This window comes from Actinomadura rudentiformis, assembly GCF_008923185.1.
Taxonomy (GTDB): domain Bacteria; phylum Actinomycetota; class Actinomycetes; order Streptosporangiales; family Streptosporangiaceae; genus Spirillospora; species Spirillospora rudentiformis.
In genome coordinates this window covers 165724-182248 of the sequence record NZ_WBMT01000002.1, presented here as the reverse complement: position 1 = coordinate 182248, position 16525 = coordinate 165724, and the positions used below count along the sequence as shown (strand labels likewise).

General features: G+C 67.8%; 16 protein-coding genes. 12 read left to right on the top strand and 4 right to left on the bottom strand.

Annotated features, from left to right (window positions below):
- Window positions 1-41: 41 nt before the first annotated feature.
- The 3 genes from F8566_RS04390 to pruA all read left to right on the top strand — a co-directional run bounded on the left by F8566_RS04390 (window position 42) and on the right by pruA (window position 2997).
- Window positions 42-677, top strand: a complete 636-nt coding sequence (locus F8566_RS04390) for an HAD family hydrolase (RefSeq protein WP_225992871.1) — start codon at window positions 42-44, stop codon at window positions 675-677.
- A gap of 37 nt (window positions 678-714) precedes the next feature.
- Complete coding sequence (locus F8566_RS04385; protein WP_151558263.1) at window positions 715-1224, top strand: DUF6912 family protein; 510 nt, start codon at window positions 715-717, stop codon at window positions 1222-1224.
- A 144-nt stretch (window positions 1225-1368) separates the two neighbouring features.
- Complete coding sequence (gene pruA, locus F8566_RS04380; protein ID WP_151558261.1) at window positions 1369-2997, top strand: L-glutamate gamma-semialdehyde dehydrogenase; 1629 nt, start codon at window positions 1369-1371, stop codon at window positions 2995-2997.
- Window positions 2998-3101: 104 nt separating this feature from the next.
- Here the strand turns inward: pruA and F8566_RS04375 are convergent, their stop codons facing one another.
- On the bottom strand, window positions 3102-4928 hold the full coding sequence (locus tag F8566_RS04375; protein ID WP_151558259.1) for a M48 family metalloprotease: 1827 nt from the start codon (window positions 4926-4928) through the stop codon (window positions 3102-3104).
- 109 nt (window positions 4929-5037) lie between these two features.
- Window positions 5038-5508 (bottom strand): hypothetical protein, encoded by a 471-nt coding sequence (locus F8566_RS04370; protein WP_151558257.1) that lies wholly within the window; start codon window positions 5506-5508, stop codon window positions 5038-5040.
- A 265-nt stretch (window positions 5509-5773) separates the two neighbouring features.
- Here F8566_RS04370 and F8566_RS04365 point away from each other — a divergent pair, with 265 nt between their 5' ends.
- The 8 genes from F8566_RS04365 (at window position 5774) to F8566_RS04325 (ending at window position 12292) form a co-directional block, all read left to right on the top strand.
- Complete coding sequence (locus tag F8566_RS04365) at window positions 5774-6499, top strand: HAD family hydrolase (protein ID WP_151558255.1); 726 nt, start codon at window positions 5774-5776, stop codon at window positions 6497-6499.
- 172 nt (window positions 6500-6671) lie between these two features.
- Complete coding sequence (locus F8566_RS04360; protein WP_151558253.1) at window positions 6672-8636, top strand: acetoacetate--CoA ligase; 1965 nt, start codon at window positions 6672-6674, stop codon at window positions 8634-8636.
- A gap of 129 nt (window positions 8637-8765) precedes the next feature.
- Window positions 8766-9206, top strand: a complete 441-nt coding sequence (locus F8566_RS04355) for a nuclear transport factor 2 family protein (protein ID WP_151558251.1) — start codon at window positions 8766-8768, stop codon at window positions 9204-9206.
- Window positions 9207-9464: 258 nt separating this feature from the next.
- Window positions 9465-10052 (top strand): DUF6879 family protein, encoded by a 588-nt coding sequence (locus tag F8566_RS04345; RefSeq protein ID WP_225992870.1) that lies wholly within the window; start codon window positions 9465-9467, stop codon window positions 10050-10052.
- A gap of 11 nt (window positions 10053-10063) precedes the next feature.
- Window positions 10064-10924 (top strand): helix-turn-helix domain-containing protein, encoded by an 861-nt coding sequence (locus tag F8566_RS04340; RefSeq protein ID WP_151558248.1) that lies wholly within the window; start codon window positions 10064-10066, stop codon window positions 10922-10924.
- Window positions 10925-10990: 66 nt separating this feature from the next.
- Complete coding sequence (locus F8566_RS04335) at window positions 10991-11329, top strand: hypothetical protein (RefSeq protein ID WP_151558246.1); 339 nt, start codon at window positions 10991-10993, stop codon at window positions 11327-11329.
- Window positions 11330-11558: 229 nt separating this feature from the next.
- A complete protein-coding gene (locus tag F8566_RS04330) occupies window positions 11559-11849 on the top strand; it encodes a DUF397 domain-containing protein (protein ID WP_151558244.1) in 291 nt (96 codons plus the stop codon).
- 83 nt (window positions 11850-11932) lie between these two features.
- Entirely contained in the window at window positions 11933-12292 is a 360-nt protein-coding gene (locus tag F8566_RS04325) for a hypothetical protein (protein WP_151558242.1), read from the top strand.
- A gap of 225 nt (window positions 12293-12517) precedes the next feature.
- Here the strand turns inward: F8566_RS04325 and F8566_RS04320 are convergent, their stop codons facing one another.
- Window positions 12518-13114: a hypothetical protein gene (locus F8566_RS04320; protein WP_151558240.1), complete on the bottom strand. Its 597-nt coding sequence runs from the start codon at window positions 13112-13114 to the stop codon at window positions 12518-12520.
- Window positions 13115-13168: 54 nt separating this feature from the next.
- Window positions 13169-14329: a C40 family peptidase gene (locus F8566_RS50905; RefSeq protein WP_225992869.1), complete on the bottom strand. Its 1161-nt coding sequence runs from the start codon at window positions 14327-14329 to the stop codon at window positions 13169-13171.
- A gap of 341 nt (window positions 14330-14670) precedes the next feature.
- On the opposite strand from F8566_RS50905, the gene F8566_RS04310 reads away from it, so the two are divergent.
- A complete protein-coding gene (locus tag F8566_RS04310; RefSeq protein WP_151558238.1) occupies window positions 14671-16341 on the top strand; it encodes a serine/threonine-protein kinase in 1671 nt (556 codons plus the stop codon).
- The last annotated feature ends 184 nt before the right edge of the window (window positions 16342-16525 follow it).

Below are 16525 nucleotides of genomic sequence, written 5' to 3'. Positions count from 1 at the left end.
GCCATTCGGTTGGACCGGCCGGAAGCCTCTAGTATCGGGCCGTGACCGTCAAAGCTGTGATCACCGACTGGGGCGGGGTCCTGACCTCGCCACTCAACGACGCCATCGCCACATGGCTGGACGCCGACCAGATCGATGCCGACCTCTACCGGACGGTGATGCGCGCCTGGGTCAGGCAGGCGTACGACGGGGAGGGCACCAACCCGATCCACGGCCTGGAGGACGGCACGCTCGCCCCTGCCGAGTTCGAACGCCTGCTGGCGGCCGAGCTGCTCACCGTGGACGGCGGCCCGGTCGTGGCGGAGGGCATGATCGCCCGCATGTTCACCGCGTTCACGCCGGTCGAGCCGATGTACGACGCGCTGCGCACTCTGCGCGCCGGCGGGATCCGTACCGCCCTGCTCTCCAACTCCTGGGGCAACGACTACCCGCGCGACCTCTTCGCGGACCTGTTCGACGCGGTCGTCATCTCCTGCGAGGTGGGGCTGCGCAAGCCCGACGAGGCGATCTTCCAGCACGCCGTCGACCTCCTGGGCCTGACGCCCGCAGACTGCGTCTTCATCGACGACATCGAGCACAACATCACCGCCGCCGAAGCCCTTGGCATGCGGGGCATCCTGCACACCGGCCCGGCGGAGACCCTCGACGCCCTCAGCCGACTGGGCCTGTCGGTCTGACCCGGGGATCCCCGGTCTGGCAGACTGGCTGATCGTCATGCGCGTCTACCTGCCGTCCACCCTCGCCGGACTCGCCCGCCTGCTGGAGGCCCGCGAGGCCGGTCCCGCGCCGCTCACCGCCTACGCGGTGACCCCCGCGCTCCGCGAGTGGTACGCCGGCGGCGACCTGGAGGAGCTGGAGTACGCGGCGATGACCGCCGCCGCCAGGGCGTCGCTGCGGCTGCTCGCCGACGATCCCAAAGTGCCCGCCCGCCGGGTGGTGCTGGCCGCCGAGGTGCCCGACCAGCAGGTCGAATGGGCCCGCGGTGGCGTGTCCCTGGCGGACGATTCCCGCGCGCTGGTACGGGTGACCGCCGCCGTTCCGTGGCAGAAGATCGCTTCCGGGCATATGGACGATGCCGACGCCGAGGCCGACGTCCGCGCGGCCGTCGAGGCCCTGGCCGCCGCCGACGCGGGCGACGAGGACGCCCGGTTCACCGTCGACGGCGCGGAGGGGCACGAACTGATGTGGTACGCCACACAGGAGCTGGGTGATCTGACCGCTTAATCCCCGAAATGGGTGATTAAGGTGCCTGGTAGGCATCGTCGCCCAACGGGTAGATCTCGGTCGTCAGCCCCGCGATGCGGCACCCGTCCCGTGCGACGATGCGTGCGTATCGACAACGATGTCGGATTCTCTGGGAGCGATCACATGGATGCCGTCACGAACGTGCCCGTACCGGTGAACGAGCCGGTCAAGACCTATGCGCCGGGCAGCGGTGAGCGGGCCGCGCTCGAGGCCAAGATCAAGGAACTCGGCGGCGAGCAGATCGACCTGACCATGACGATCGGCGGCGAGCAGCGCCTCGGCGGCGGCGCGCCCATCGACGTGGTGGAGCCCCACAACCGCGGCCATGTGCTCGGTCAGCTGAAGAACGCGACCGACGACGACGTGCGGGCCGCGATCGACGCCGCGCGCGAGGCCGCCCCCGGCTGGCGTGCGATGGCGTTCGACGACCGGGCCGCGATCCTGCTCAGGGCGGCCGAGCTGCTGTCGGGGCCGTGGCGGGCGACGCTGAACGCCGCGACCATCATGGGGCAGTCCAAGTCCGTGCAGCAGGCGGAGATCGACTCGGCCTGCGAGCTGATCGACTTCTGGCGCTTCAACGTGGACTACGCGCGGCAGCTCTACACCCAGCAGCCGGGCTCCTCCCCGGGCGTGTGGAACCGGATGGAGTACCGCCCGCTCGAGGGCTTCGTGCTCGCGATCACCCCGTTCAACTTCACCGCCATCGCGGGCAACCTGCCCACGTCCGCCGCGCTCATGGGCAACGTCGTGGTCTGGAAGCCGTCGCCGACGCAGCAGTTCGCCGCGCACTTCACGATGCGGCTGCTGGAAGAGGCAGGCCTGCCGCCCGGCGTGATCAACCTGGTCACCGGGGACGGCCAGGCGGTGTCGAACGTGGCGCTGACGCATCCCGAGCTCGCCGGCATCCACTTCACCGGCAGCACCGGGACGTTCCAGCACCTCTGGCGGACCGTCGGCGAGAACATCTCGGGCTACAAGGGCTACCCGCGCCTCGTGGGCGAGACCGGCGGCAAGGACTTCATCGTGGCCCACCCGTCGGCCGACCCGTCGGTTCTCAGGACCGCGATGGTGCGGGGCGCGTTCGAGTACCAGGGCCAGAAGTGCTCGGCCGCCTCACGCGCGTACGTCCCGCGTTCGATCTGGGAACGGATGCGCGACGAGTTCTGCGACGAGGTCGAGGCGCTCACCATGGGAGACGTCGCCGGGGACCTGTCGGCGTTCATGGGCGCGGTCATCGACGAACGGGCGTTCGCCAAGCACCGGGAGGCGATCGAACGCGCCCAGGCCCTCGACTCGATCAAGGTCCTGGCGGGCGGCGGCCTGGACGACTCCGAGGGCTGGTTCGTCCGCCCGACCGTGCTGGAGTCCGCCGACCCGACCGACGACCTCTTCACCAAGGAGTACTTCGGCCCCATCCTCGGCGTGCACGTCTACGAGGACCGCGACTACGACACGATGCTCGACCAGATGGAGAGCGTCGCGCACTACGCGCTCACCGGCGCGGTGATCTCGCAGGACCGGGCCGCGGCGGCCGCCGCGACCGAAAAGCTGCGTTTCGCGGCGGGCAACTTCTACATCAACGACAAGCCGACCGGCGCGGTCGTCGGCCAGCAGCCCTTCGGCGGCGCCCGAGCCAGCGGCACCAACGACAAGGCCGGCTCGATCTTCAACCTGATCCGCTGGATCAACACCCGCTCGATCAAGGAAACATTCGTTCCCCCGACCGACTACCGCTACCCCCACATGGGCTGACCCCCGCGCCCGCCGTGGTCACCCACTGGTTCCCCGGCCCCGGCAGCGGGCCGGGGGACCAGCTCCGCTCAAACGCCTCTTCCAGCGGAGCCGTCGCGCGCCGTCTAAGGCCGTGAATCGCAGGCCGTCCACTCGACATACCAGCCGTTCTCTGCGGCATCGGCTTGCGCGAGTGAAATGTCAGCGTCCCGGAAAAAGATGGACAGAGTGAAGCCGGTTTCGGTTTCGTGCTTGACGATTGCTCGACCGTTCAGGTCGCGTGGCGCGTTGCATATGGCCCAGAAGTAGACGGGAGTGCCGGTGAAGCCTGCGACCGAGGTGTCGACGTGGATCGACATTATGCCTGGGCCCTGGATTCGCCAGCCCTCGCCAGGGGCAGTGCGACCGGACTGGATTTTCGAGTCGCTCATGATGGGCATCGGCTCCTTGGGCAGACCCATGGAGCAGAGAAAGCAGATGTTGGGAGATGACCGGCGGGAGCAGCCGAGGCAGAGCAGCTGGCCACAACGGTCGCAGCTGCTGGTCGGTTCGCGGGGCTGGCCGAAGGTGCCGTTGATCGAACAGCCGTTCGCACACCTGGCCCGGTGTTCGTTCCAGAGGTTGATGTCGATGCGCCGCGCATCGGGGACGCTGCCACACCGAGAACACAGGAATATGCTGCCTTCCGGCAGCGGAGCGTAACAGTAAGGGCAGATGGGTACTTCGCATCGGCGGCAGTTAACGGTCTTTTCGACATCGAGAAGGTTGAGTTTGCCCAGGGCTTCGGGCTGGCAGCCTTCCGCGCACCCTCGAGAATGATGGCCTGACCACTTGTGCCTGCCTGGATGATTCGGGCGCCCGAGTTCGTCGGCCATCGCCAAGACGGCGAAGAACATCGAAAAGAGGACGACTACGGGCCACGACTGGGATCCGGAACCTTTGGGCAACGTGATGGCGAAGACGATGGCTCCGCCGATGGCCAGCAGAACCGGAAACAGCTGACTCCTGCCCTTGCCGACCGATCCGGCATCGGCCAGCATGCGTCGCCGCCAGGCGTTACTGGGGTGCACCCGCCACGGCTCGGTCAGTGTCTGCCATGCGCGCCGCATCATCGCCCACAGCGCTCCGCGGGCCGGGGCATCGATGCCCCACACGTAGGGAGCGGCGCCCAGGCGCACCGCGTCGAAGTCGGCGAGATGCTCACGCATCCGCAGCACCACGGTGTAGAGCAGGTAGGTCTGTGCTGCGGCAAGTACGCCGAGTGCAGCCGCGTTCATGGGCTGCGCTGACCCCAGGACGCCGTGGGCTCCGGGAAAGCCACCGTTCAGGACTGCCCACCCTTGCAGCGCCGTGTACGGCGCTAGTACGGCAACCACGAACGTCCGCCACAGGGCCTGGGCTGCGTAGCCGACGCTCACATCGCGGTTGCGGATGTGCGCCAGTTCGTGCAGCACCACTGCCTGGAACAGCTCTGGATGCTTGAGGCGGCTGAGGACCAACGCCTGATCCAGGCACACCACGTACCGGCTCGGCCGCCGGTACGTCCGGCCGGAACAGGACCGGCGCGCCGACAGGTCGGCGACGAAGACGATCCGGCAGTACGGGAGGCCGGAGATCTTCACCAGCGCGCGCAAGTGGTCTTCCAGCGCTCCTGGCCTGCACCTCTCGTTGGCGGGCTCGGTGATCCCCGTGTCGAGGAGGACTCGCCGAGCGTGGCGGCGCGGGGCCCGCAGCGGCAAGCAGGCGAACAGGGCGCCTGCCAGGACGGCCACGACTCCGACACCGTTCAAGGCCGCCGAGAACGCCGCGTGGAAGGTCTCCGACCGGCATCGCTCCGCCTTCACTTGGAGATCGATACCGCCGAGCCGTTCGCCCGGGACCGGACCGGCCGCACGCAGGCACTCGGTGTAGATCGAAGGATCGCTCGCCGCCAGCGCGAGCTCGTACATCATGCGCAGCGACCACGCCAGGACGAACAGCAGCAGGAGCAGGAACCGGCGGGTCGAGCCGAGTCTGATGAAGTCGTGGCTGCGGGAGATGTTCGCGGGCAAAGGTGCGGATCTACCGGTCTGTGGTCTCGTGGCGCCCGTCGTCGATCGCCAGATGGGCCACCACGGCGGTGGCCAGGCTTGAGGCGACATGCGGCTCGAGGCCGGCCGCATCTCCCGCCACGCGTACCTGGTTCAGCACTATGTCGAGCTGTTGCGGCGTCAGGGGCGGGATGGCGGGAGGGGGAGGAGGTGGCCTCCGCAGCAGTCTGCGGACGGAGTTCCGAGTCCGCGCGCACATGCGGGTGATGAGGGAGCCTGCCGCGCGACCGGCCAGGTCCTCGACCACGATCCACACGATGGGCGTGACCAGAACGATGGTCTGTTCGACTCCGAAGCCCAGCGGCCGACGCCGTCCCTGACGTTTGAGCTGCCGCGCGAAGCGGGCTTCGTCCATCCATGACAGGTCGTCGAGCAACGGCAGCTCTTCGGGTGCGACGTCGGCGACGATACTTCGCACCACCTGACCTACAGTCGTGCCCACGTGACCTCCACCATCGGCGAGTTCGACTGCCACTACTATCAGCACTCGGATGAGTGCGTAGTGCAGTTGCCGCATCCCGGGGTGCGGCGACGGTGACACCGCCCTGGCTGTGTGGACGCGGTAGACGGTGGACCTGTCGCCGGCCCGCGATGGGTCAGATCCCGGTCGGCTTGCGGGGAACGGGGCTGAGGGCCGACGATTAGCTCGCCCGCACCGGCGGGCGAGCCGCATGACGCGGGTTCACGGACGTCGAGCAAGGAACGGGATGGCAACGCTGAACCGCCTGGTGCTGTGGAACATCGATCACACGCTGGTGGACGTGGGGCGGGTCACCCGGGAGGCCTACGCCGAGGCGTTCCAGCGGACCACCGGACGGCCACTGGTACGGCTGGCACCGACCCCCGGCCGGACCGAGTCGGAGATCATCTTCGAGACGCTCGCGTTCAACGACATCGTCACCACCGACGATCACCTGCCGGCGTTCATACCCGCGCTCGCCGAGGCCTTCGCGGCCCGCCGCGCGGACATCAAGACCCAGGGCCGGGTGCTGCCGGGGGCCTACGAGGCCGTCTCCGCCCTTTCCCGCCTCCCCGGCACCGTGCAATCCGTGCTGACGGGCTCCATCCAGCCGAACGCCGTACTCAAGGTCTTCGAGCTCGGTCTGGCCGACGCTCTCGACTTGGAGATCGGCGGCTATGAGAACGGCGTCTACAGCAAAGCCGCCCTGCTGGAGCTGGCCCGTACCCGGGCGGGGGAGAAGCACGGCGCCCGCTTCACCGAGTCGACCACGGTGTTCATCGCGGACTCCCCGCGTGACGTCCAGGCAGCCCACATCGCGGGTTCACCGATCATTGCCGTGGCCACCGGCAGTGCCACCGAGACCGAACTCCGCGCTGCCGGCGCCGAGGTGGTCCTACCGACCCTTGCCGACACCGACGCGGTCCTCCGAGCGGTGACGTCCCTTGCCGAAGGGCCGGCGGCAGGGCGCTAGCCGAAGGCGATCTTGAACGAGTGGACGCGGGTGACTCGACGCATCGCGGCACTGGACCACGTGGTCTGATCTGCGACCCCGAGTTCACGCCGAGTTGCGGCGGCGTGCATGCTGGCTTGATGCTGGGGGAACCGTGCAGTGCGGCGCGGGTAGGGATGAGGAGGCCGGTCCAATGTCGAAAGACGAACTGACCCCCGAGGGTGCTCCGCTCTGGGAGCCTTCCGAAGAAGTCGTGGCCAACGCCAAGGTGACGCACTACCTGCACTGGCTGTGGGACCGCGGCATTCTTGCCGAGACGTACGACGAGCTGTGGCGCTGGTCGGTCACCGAGGTGGACGCGTTCTGGGACTCGATCTGGGACTACTTCAAGGTGGTCGGCCACCGCGGTGACGGTCCGGTCCGCTCCGAGGGCCGCATGCCGGTCGACGGGCTGCGCTGGTTCGACGGCGCCACCCTCAACTACGCCGCCAACGCCCTTCGCCGCGCTGACGAGACCCCGGACGAAACCGCCGTGGTCTTCCGTTCGGAGGCGGGCGGCCACCGCATCCTCAGTTATCGCGAGCTGGCCCTCCACGTGGCGGAGGTACGGGCCGGGCTGGCCGAGCTGGGCGTCGGCAAGGGCGACCGGGTCGCGGCCTACCTGCCCAACATCCCCGAGGCGCTGGTCTGCTTCCTCGCGACCGCCTCGCTCGGCGCCATCTGGTCCTCCTGCTCCCCGGACTTCGGCTCGTCCAGCGTCATCGACCGCTTCGCACAGATCGAGCCCAAGGTCCTGATCGCCGTCGACGGCTACGCGTACAACGGCAAGCACTTCAGCCGTCTCGACACCGTTCGGGAGATCGAGGCCTCCCTCCCGACCCTCGCCGCGACCGTCCTCATCCCGTACCTCGACCCGGCCTCTTCGGCCGCTGACCTCCGCGTGGGGGTGCCCTACAGCGACCTTCCTCGCGAAGGCCACCCGCTCGCCTTCGAGGACGTCCCGTTCGACCATCCGCTCTGGGTGGTCTACTCCTCGGGCACCACCGGCCTCCCCAAACCGATCGTCCACGGCCACGGCGGCGTCGTCCTGGAGCACCTGAAGGCGCTCTCGTTCCACCAGGACCTCGGCCACGGCGACGTGTTCTTCTGGTACACCACGACCGGCTGGATGATGTGGAACTACCTCATCGGCGGCCTGCTCGTGGGCTCCACCGTCGTCATGTACGACGGAGCGCCCACCGACCTCTGGAAGCTCGCGGCCGACACCAACGTCACCTACTTCGGTGTGGGCGCCCCGTACATCATGGCCTCGCTGAAGGCAGGCGAGCAGCCGGGCAAGACCCTCGACCTGTCATCCCTCCGGGGCATGGGTTCCACCGGCTCCCCCCTCCCGCCCGAAGGTTTCACCTGGGTCTATGAGGCAATCGGCAAAGACCTCCTCCTGGGCTCCTTCTCCGGCGGCACCGACATCTGCACGGGCTTCGTCGGGCCGTCCGTCCTCCTGCCCCTCCGCGCCGGCGTCATCCAGTGCCGTGGACTGGGCGCCAAGGTCGAGGCCTACGGCGACGACGGCAAACCCGTCGTGAACGAGGTCGGAGAGCTCGTCCTCACCGAACCCATGCCGTCCATGCCCGTCTTCTTCTGGAACGACCCGCACATGACGCGCTACCGCGAGTCCTATTTCGACACGTTCCCAGGCGTCTGGCGCCACGGTGACTGGATCAAGATCCTCGAAGACGGCGGCAGCGTCATCTACGGCCGTTCCGACTCCACCCTCAACCGCGGCGGCATCCGCATGGGCACCTCCGACTTCTACCGCGTCGTGGAGGCCTTCGACGAGATCGCCGACAGCCTGGTCATCGACACCGGCCGGCTGGGCCAGGAGGGCCGCCTGATCCTCTACATCCAGCTCGCCGAGAACGCCGCCCTGACCGACGACCTGACCACCCGCCTCAAATCAAAGCTCCGCTCAGCCCTCTCTCCACGCCACGTCCCCGACGAGATCCACGAGGTCCCCGGCATCCCGCGCACCCTCTCCGGCAAGAAGCTGGAAGTCCCCGTGCGCAAGATCCTCCTAGGCACCCCGATCGACCAGGCCGCCAACCCCGACTCCCTGGCCAACCCCGAAGTCCTCCGCCACTACACCCCCGAGATCTAGCAAGCCGGGGGCTCCGCCCTCAGACCCCCACCTCTTCAAAATCCACGTCCACGCACCGGGGCGCGAAGGGGCGTGGTGAGGTCGCATTCCCGCCAGCCCTCCAAGTCGAGCCCGCCTAGAGTCACCCATGTGACCCAAGAGAACCGGGATGTAGTCCAAGGCGCCTGGCGGGCCTTCGCCGACCATGACGCCGACCAGATATCGGCCTTCTTCGCCGAGGATGCCGAGTGGTTGGCGCCGCCGGGCAACGCCACCGCTGTGGCACTCGACGTCCCCAGCCACATGATCGGCAGGAAGGCGATCGCCACCTTCATCGCCGACGACTTTCCCCGACTCTTCGCGCGCGACGTGGCCATCACCTTCCACGGCTTCTACGCAGATGGTGACCGTGTGATCGTGGAGGAGACGATGAGCGCGACGCTGGCGAACGGAAACACCTACGTCAATGACTACTGCTTCGTCTTCGAACTGCGGGACGGATTGATCCACCGCGTACGCGAGTACATGGACACCGCCCGCGGACACCGCATGGTCTTTGGTGAAACCCGCTGTGATGTCCAGGGCCTCTAGGGCGGTGACCGGCCCACCGCGCGACGATGCGGGCAACGCGGACCTTACGCTTGCTCTCCCTGTAGGAGCCCTACAAGCGGTTGGACGACTGCCCGGCCGTGTGGGTGGACGCCTAGACGGGGGACTTCTACTTCCAGGGCGAGACCGTCACCGAGCCCGACACCTTGGCGTGGATCAACTCTGACAGTCGGCTCAAGGACACGGAGTCAGTCGTACGGCTTCCCCCCGCAATGGCGCAGATCATCATGGAGGCGGCCAGTGGGCAATACGAGCGTGGCAAGCGGCGCTTCACACCCGAGAAACACCCCCGCCCGGCTGAGGACGTACGGACGCGACGAGAGCAAGCCGAGCTTCGCTGAACTGATCGGGGAATGCACGTCTTCGGCGTTCCACCTGGAAATCCATGACTGGCATATCACGGACGACCCACGGTTCCTGGCGTGGAAGGAGGGGCGTCCCCAACCGGAGGTGCCGACAGGCAACGCGTTTCAAAAGGCTGTCCAGATTGCGGTGGCACAAGGGGTGCAGGTGCGTCGCGTCCGGGTCGTCTCCGAACCCGTAAACGAGTATGTGCGCTGGGAGCACAGCATCACGGCTGAACACAACATCGCCATAGGCGAAGCTGTTCGTTGGCTTCCTCGTTCACTCGCCTCCACGCTGGCGCTCCCCGGTAACCCGTTCTGGATCTTTGACGGCCGACTCGTTCGCTTCTCCATCTTCGATGGAAACGGAAATGTCGTAGGCCACCAGTTCAGCGACGCCCCTGAGGTGACTTCGCTCTGCTCCTCGGCTTTCGCGGTGGCATGGGACCTTGCCACCGACCACGAGGACTACAGGCTCGACTGATTCGCGAAACAGTGCCGTCCTCTTCATCCTCCAGCGCTCAGCGGGCCCGCCAGGCATTGGCCGGCCAACTTCGGGAGATCCGCCAAAGCGCGGGCCTGACCGCCAAGGAGCTTGCCCAGCGTGCGGGCTGGCATGGGAACTCCAAGGTAAGCAAGATCGAGCACGGTACTCGGCCGGCCTCGGCTGAGGACGTCCAAACTTGGTGCAATATCTGTGGTGTCTCCGAGCAGCGAACTGAGGAGCTGCTTGCCGAGCAGCGTTCAGTCGCCGGAATGTGGGTCACCTATCAGCAGCTCAACCGCGCCGGACTAAAACAGGCGCAGCGATCGGTCAGGCCGATCTATGAGCGTGCCTCCGTCATTCGTGCTTACCAGTCGAGAACGTTCCCGGGGCTGATCCAAACCGCAGCGTTCACTACCACGACGCTGCAACAGGTACGTCTACGGCAAGGAGTCCACATTGACGACGTGGCCGCCGCCGTAGCGGAGAGGATGAACCGTCAACGTGTCCTGAGGGAGGGCAACCGCCGCTTCGTCTTCATTCTCGAAGAGGCCGTGCTCCACTACCGCCTTACAGGACCGGCCGCGCACGCCGAACAACTTGGCCATCTACTCGAAGTGATGAAGCTTCCAGCGGTGTCACTTGGGATTATCCCGCTGGATGCCGACCGTGTGCAGGCGAGACCCGCTGAAGGATTCGCCATCTTCGACCATGAACAGGTATCGGTGGAACTCATCTCCGGCTACTTGAAGCTCATGCAGCCAAACGAGGTCGAAGCCTACGTGCGGGTGTTCACCGGCCTGGCGGACGCCGCCGTGTACGGGCAGGCCGCCCGCGCTCTGATCGCTAACGCCCTGGCTGCCCTCGTCTAGTTGGTTGGGGGCAATCTTGGGCAACCTCATTGAGGCGGCTTTCACCAGGTCCGTAGCTTCCTGGTCATGAGCTTCGACGGACCCAAGCACCGAGGGACCCGACCGGACCAGTCGACGCCGGACAGCCAGCGGGCTGTGCTCCTGGACGAGTTGGGCCGTGAGCTCGTCTGTGCTTGCCAGGAGCTAAGAGTCGAACGGGTCGGCCTGCCGACTCGCCTCGTGGTCACCAAGCACGGATCAGAAGCTTGTGAGGAAGTCGGGTGCGACTTCGACGCCGAGACCGGTTGGTGGTTCGTCTGGCTGTGGGGGGAGCAGCAGCCCCAGCGCATTGGCCATGTGAGGGACGTTCAGCAGGTTGCCCGCTCGGTGGCGAGTGTCATGGGCATTCGGCCGTTGAAGGTCTGACGGCATGGCTGAGGAGCTGGTCTGCCGTCATTGCCGGAAGCTCATAACCTACGGTCCCGGCTGGTGGGAACACATCGGTGGAACGGTGGCCTGCAACCCTCACCAGGCGACATCTCCGCCTCGCGGAACGAACGCCGCACCGATGTTCGAGGCCATTGACGACTGGGCGGCGGAACCACGACGAACACCCTTACAGGCCGTCGATCTATGAACACCCATGTCAGGCCCCATGATCCCGGTTGCTCGCGCCTACGGAGAGTACGGCGCGGTCGGCCGGTTCCAACACCCGACGACCCAGGGAGGCCATGTGTTCATCAAGTCCAGCCAGTGCGACGGGCAGCAGGAGACCTGTGGGTGCGTGAACGTCGCGATCGTCCGGGAGGCGGTCATCGTGACCGACGAGCAGGGCAACGTCTCCAGGTTCGACCACTTCGAGTGGCGCGACTTCATCGCGGGGGCGAAGGCGGGCGAGTTCGACCTGCCCGCAGACTCCCCGGCGCTGGCCACTGCCGCCGCTTAAACACGCCGCACGTGGCCCAATGAGGCAGGTCCCGCCTTGGGGATAGCAAGGCGGGGCCTGCACTCCTCGAAGGATGCCTCTCGATGGTCTTTCACTGCTATCTCTGGCACGGGGACACTGTCACCGTCCAGGGCCCCAAACGTGACGCTCTGTGCGGTGACCTCAACATGGCCACGCCGCCGGTCATGACTCGCGATTGGCTGAAGAAGCCACAGAGCATGTTGCAGCGAAATACCAGCACACCCGAGGGCGCCGTGAGCTGGCTCGAAGAGGTCTTTGACCAGCACGCCCCGAAGATGGCTCACTCGCAGGCCACCGGCATCAGCCGACCAGACCGGTTCGGATCCGCGCTGGCCGACCTGCAGAGTGGCACTGACCTGTCCTGGGGCTTCCCTCTCGCGGGAAGCAAATACCTGGCATTGGCGGTCATCGTCGTCCGCTGAAGGCCCGAGAACCGAGCCCCGGTTGTCTCGATACGGCCGGGGCCTCCGCCTTTGTGGGACCAGATAGCCCGCTGGCCGGGGGCGCGACCCGGTGCGTGGACGTGGATTTTGAAGGGGTGGGGGTCTGGGGGCGGAGTCCCCGGCTTGGGGTTTGGGGCGGGAGCCCCAATGGGACTGTCCCGAGCGCTAGCGAGGGGCCTTAGCTCTTGCGAGCGCCAGCGAGATTTATGGGGTGCGGGGTTTGGTGGCGGCGTAGGTCTCTATGTCGCGGCGGCGGTAGAGGCGGCGGACTCGGCCGCCTCCTAGGGGTTGTTCTTCTGCGGGCTCGGGCCAGCCGGCGGGCGGGCGTTTGACGTAGACGGTGGCGCTTGACTGGGCCAGGCCCAGGATGCGGGCCGCATCGGCAAGGGTGACCAGGTCGTCGGGGCCCTCGGCTGGGCTCTGGGTGTACGACTCGTACCAGGTGAGCCACTCGGACTCGTTCCAGTAGAGGGCCTTGCCTACCTGGTGGGCTGGTTCGGGGTGGCCGTTCTCGGCGCGGTCGGCCCAGAGTTTCTTGAGGGTGTGCCGTGACAGGCCGTGCTTGGCGGTCAGGTCGTCGCGGGTGACCAGGCCTGGTGGAATGCCCTTGTCGCGGGACACGTACCAGCGGTCCCAGGTTTCGGCATCCCAGGCGAGCTGGGAGCCGACCGTTCCGGCGGGTTCGGGATGGCCGTTGGCGGCGCGTTCCCGGTACCACTTCTCCAGGGTGCTGCGGCCGAGGCCGTGCGCCTCCATCAGGTCGGCGCGGGTGTAGACGCGGCGCCCGTCGAGTGTGGTCATGGGGTCATTCTGGCTGAACGTGAGCCGGGTCGGTCCGGCGCACGTTCAGCCAGATCAGTGGATGCGTGTTGGGATTGCCGGCAGGGGCTTCCAGGCGGGACGTGCGGCCCCGACGTAGCTCCTGCGGTAGTGGCCGTTCAGCCGCTCGATGCTCACCCGGCGACCCGTGCTCGGCGCGTGGATGAACCGCGACTTGCCGATGTAGAGCCCAACGTGGCCCAGCCCATGGAAGAAGACGAGATCGCCGGGCCGTAGCTTGTTGCGCGCCACATGGTTGCGAATCTTCCTGTACTGGGTGGCCGCCACGCGCGGCACGGAGACGCCGGCATGCCGCCAGGCCTGCTGGACGAGGCCGGAGCAGTCGAAGCCGCGGCGGCCGGTGTCGCCGTAGACGTACGGGCGGCCGCGCTGCTTGAGCGCGAACCTCACGGCGCGGTCGGCTCGGCGTTGCCACCGGGCCTCCATCCGCGCCCGCTTCTCGCGCACGGCCTGTTGCATCGCTGTCAGGGTCATGGCTCTGCTCTTGTCGCCCGGCCTACTATCCGTCGGCAGCGCCGGGTGGTTCGAGTACTGCGTGACTTGAGGTGTGTCCACGATCTGGCCCTGTGACAGGTGACCGGCCCCCACCACCTGCCCCTGGCTTGATGCTTGTGCCACGCCTAGCTGGACGAAGCCCTGCGCCATGGCGAACTGGCCGAACGGCTTGACGGGTGCGCTCTGGCCTGTTGTCGAGGCCCGTGTCTGCTGGCTGGATGCCTGTGCGGCGCTCTTCTGGCTGGGCGTCTGCGCGGGGCTGTCCTGGCTGGATGCCTGTGCGGCGCTTTCCTGGCTGGGCACGTGGGCCGCGCTGCCCTGGCCCGGTGCCTCGGCCGCGCTGTATTGGCTGGTTCTCTGGGCCGCGGCTTGGTCGTATGCCTGGGCCGGAGTCTGGCTGGTGCTCTGCGCCGAGGCCTGGCTGCGTGCCTGGGCCGCGCTTGCCTGACCGGGTGCCTCGGCCGCGCTGCTCTGGGCCGGGGCCTGGCTGGCTGCTTGGGCCACGGTGGGCCGGCTGGGCGCCTGGGCTGGCTGTTGGCCTGCCTGGGGCGGTTCGTGCCGGTTCTCGGCCGGAGTATGGATCTTGTCAGCTGGGGTGACTTCGGCCGCCTCGGTCATGCTCGGGGCCAGGGCCAACGCGACTGTCGTCGCGCAGCAGGCGGTCTTTAACGGGATGGACATGCCTGTCTTACCTCCTACAACGAAGATCGTTAGGCGACGATCTACCCGGGGTGGGAGAATCACACTCGTGAAACTCGCCAAAAACCCGTTCCTGCCTGCGGATTCGCGGGTTATGGCCGTTTCATGGCGGTATCGCGGAAGGGGTGTTCGGGACTAGGGTGGCCCTCTGCGTCAAATGTGGCCGGAGAGGGAGCGGCCCGGGCAGATCGCGCCGTAGGGTCGCCAAGTCAGGTCAACTTTTCCTGCGTTTGGGGCGTCCCACAGACGGAAGGTGTGGTCTGCACCGTTTCGGACCGCGGTCCACTTGGTCCGGTCAAGTCGAGAGAGGGGCTGTTCCACGCATGGAGGTTGGGGCGCTGCGATCCGGGGATCCGGAGCGACTGGGGTCGTACGCCCTGATAGGCCGCGTCGGCGAGGGCGGTCAGGGCACCGTCTTCCTGGGCGAGGCGGAGGACGGCAAGCGCGTCGCCATCAAGCTCCTTCATGCGGAACTCACTTCTGACGACAAGGCGCGGGCGCGGTTCCTGCGGGAGCTCGCGGTCGCCAAACGCGTCGCGCCGTTCTGCACCGCCCAGGTCATCGACGCCGACGCGGACGGTGAGCGTCCCTACATCGTCAGCGAGTACGTGCCGGGGCCGTCGCTCAACCAGCTGGTGACCCAGGAGGGCCCGCTCAGCGGCGCCGCTCTCGAACGCCTGGCCGTCGGCACCGCGACCGCGCTGTCCGCCATCCACCAGGCGAAGATCATCCACCGCGACTTCAAGCCGCACAACGTGCTCATCGGCCCGGACGGCCCGCGCGTGATCGACTTCGGCGTGGCCCGGGCCATCAGTGGCTCCACCACGCTGACCAGCAAGGTCATCGGCACCCCCTCGTACATGGCGCCCGAACAGCTCCAGGGCGACGAGATCGGCACCGCCGCGGACGTGTTCTGCTGGGCGGCCACCCTGGTGTTCGCGGCGACCGGCCAGGCCCCGTTCGGCCAGGACACCATCCCCGCCGTGATCAACCGGATCCTGCACCATGAGCCCCGGCTGGGCCCGCTGGAGGGCCCGCTCCGCGAGCTGGTGAGCGACTGCCTCAGCAAGGACCCGTCCGCCCGCCCCCAGGCGCGGCACGTGCTGATGCGGCTGCTCGGGCACGAAGAGGTCACCGTCGCCGCCCCGGTCGTCGCCGACGCCGCCGTGGAGGACGACGGCACCGCGATCCTGGCCGTCGGCAGCGTTGTGGCGGCCGAGCTCGGCGAGGAGGACCGACCGGCACAGGCGGCCGCCTCAGTGGCGGAGCCCGCCGAGACCCAGGCCGTACGGATCGTCGCGGACATGCCCGATGGCGCCGAGGCCGAGCGCCGCCCGGACTACCAGCCTGAACGCCTGCCGACGCCCGCCGAGTTCATCGCGGAGAACGCCGGGACTCTCGGCGAGGAGACCCACCCGGGCCAGCTCGGCGGCGGGGGATCCGCGGCCAGGCGCCCCGGCTCCCCGGCGTTGCGCAAGATCCCCGCCAAGGCCGCCGCACTGTGCGCCGCCGCGGCCGTCCTGATCGCGGTGGCGGTCACCTCGGTCGCTCTCGCGCTCGGCGGCGGCGAGAGCCCGGCCAACCCGGCGAGCAACCCTGCCGACAACCTCCCGGCCGACATGCCGGCGGACTCCGGCCTACCGGATGATCAGCCGACCAAGTCGGAGCCGCGCCCGCAGCAGTCGACGCGCACCACGAACCCGTCGCCCACGCGGACCCGGCCGGTGCCGCCGACCACCCCGCCGACGACGCCCCCCACCACCCCGCCGACCACGCCTCCGACGACGCCCCCCACCACGCCTCCGACGACGCCTCCGACGACCCCGCCGACGACCCCGCCGACGACGCCGTCGACCGGTACGGGCGGCGGCACTGGCACCGGCAATGGGAACGGCACCGGCGGCGGTAAGGCGACGCGGACGGCCTCGGGACCCGCGACCCCGCCCGGCTCCGGCACGGTATCGCCGAGCTCGGGAACGGGCGGATCGGTCTGAGCGACGAACCGGCCAGGCCCAGGGACACGTATCGATCGGCGTGAGTACGACGAACGTACCGGGCACGTGGAAATGAACGGATCAAGCGCGTGAACGATGAACCGATCAGGCTGAGGACATGGCCGGATCGGTCGGAAGGCACGCGCCGATCGGGCCTGACGACGATGATCGGATCCGGCTCCTG

Bases quoted from the DNA above. Each gene is read 5' to 3' on its own strand.
- F8566_RS04365 (WP_151558255.1), top strand. From the start codon at position 5,774: ATGGCAACGCTGAACCGCCTGGTGCTGTGGAACATCGATCACACGCTG.
- F8566_RS50905 (WP_225992869.1), bottom strand. From the start codon at position 14,329: ATGTCCATCCCGTTAAAGACCGCCTGCTGCGCGACGACAGTCGCGTTG.
- F8566_RS04360 (WP_151558253.1), top strand. From the start codon at position 6,672: ATGTCGAAAGACGAACTGACCCCCGAGGGTGCTCCGCTCTGGGAGCCT.
- F8566_RS04330 (WP_151558244.1), top strand. From the start codon at position 11,559: ATGATCCCGGTTGCTCGCGCCTACGGAGAGTACGGCGCGGTCGGCCGG.
- F8566_RS04310 (WP_151558238.1), top strand. From the start codon at position 14,671: ATGGAGGTTGGGGCGCTGCGATCCGGGGATCCGGAGCGACTGGGGTCG.
- F8566_RS04325 (WP_151558242.1), top strand. From the start codon at position 11,933: ATGGTCTTTCACTGCTATCTCTGGCACGGGGACACTGTCACCGTCCAG.
- pruA (WP_151558261.1), top strand. From the start codon at position 1,369: ATGGATGCCGTCACGAACGTGCCCGTACCGGTGAACGAGCCGGTCAAG.
- F8566_RS04335 (WP_151558246.1), top strand. From the start codon at position 10,991: ATGAGCTTCGACGGACCCAAGCACCGAGGGACCCGACCGGACCAGTCG.
- F8566_RS04320 (WP_151558240.1), bottom strand. From the start codon at position 13,114: ATGACCACACTCGACGGGCGCCGCGTCTACACCCGCGCCGACCTGATG.
- F8566_RS04375 (WP_151558259.1), bottom strand. From the start codon at position 4,928: ATGATGTACGAGCTCGCGCTGGCGGCGAGCGATCCTTCGATCTACACC.
- F8566_RS04385 (WP_151558263.1), top strand. From the start codon at position 715: ATGCGCGTCTACCTGCCGTCCACCCTCGCCGGACTCGCCCGCCTGCTG.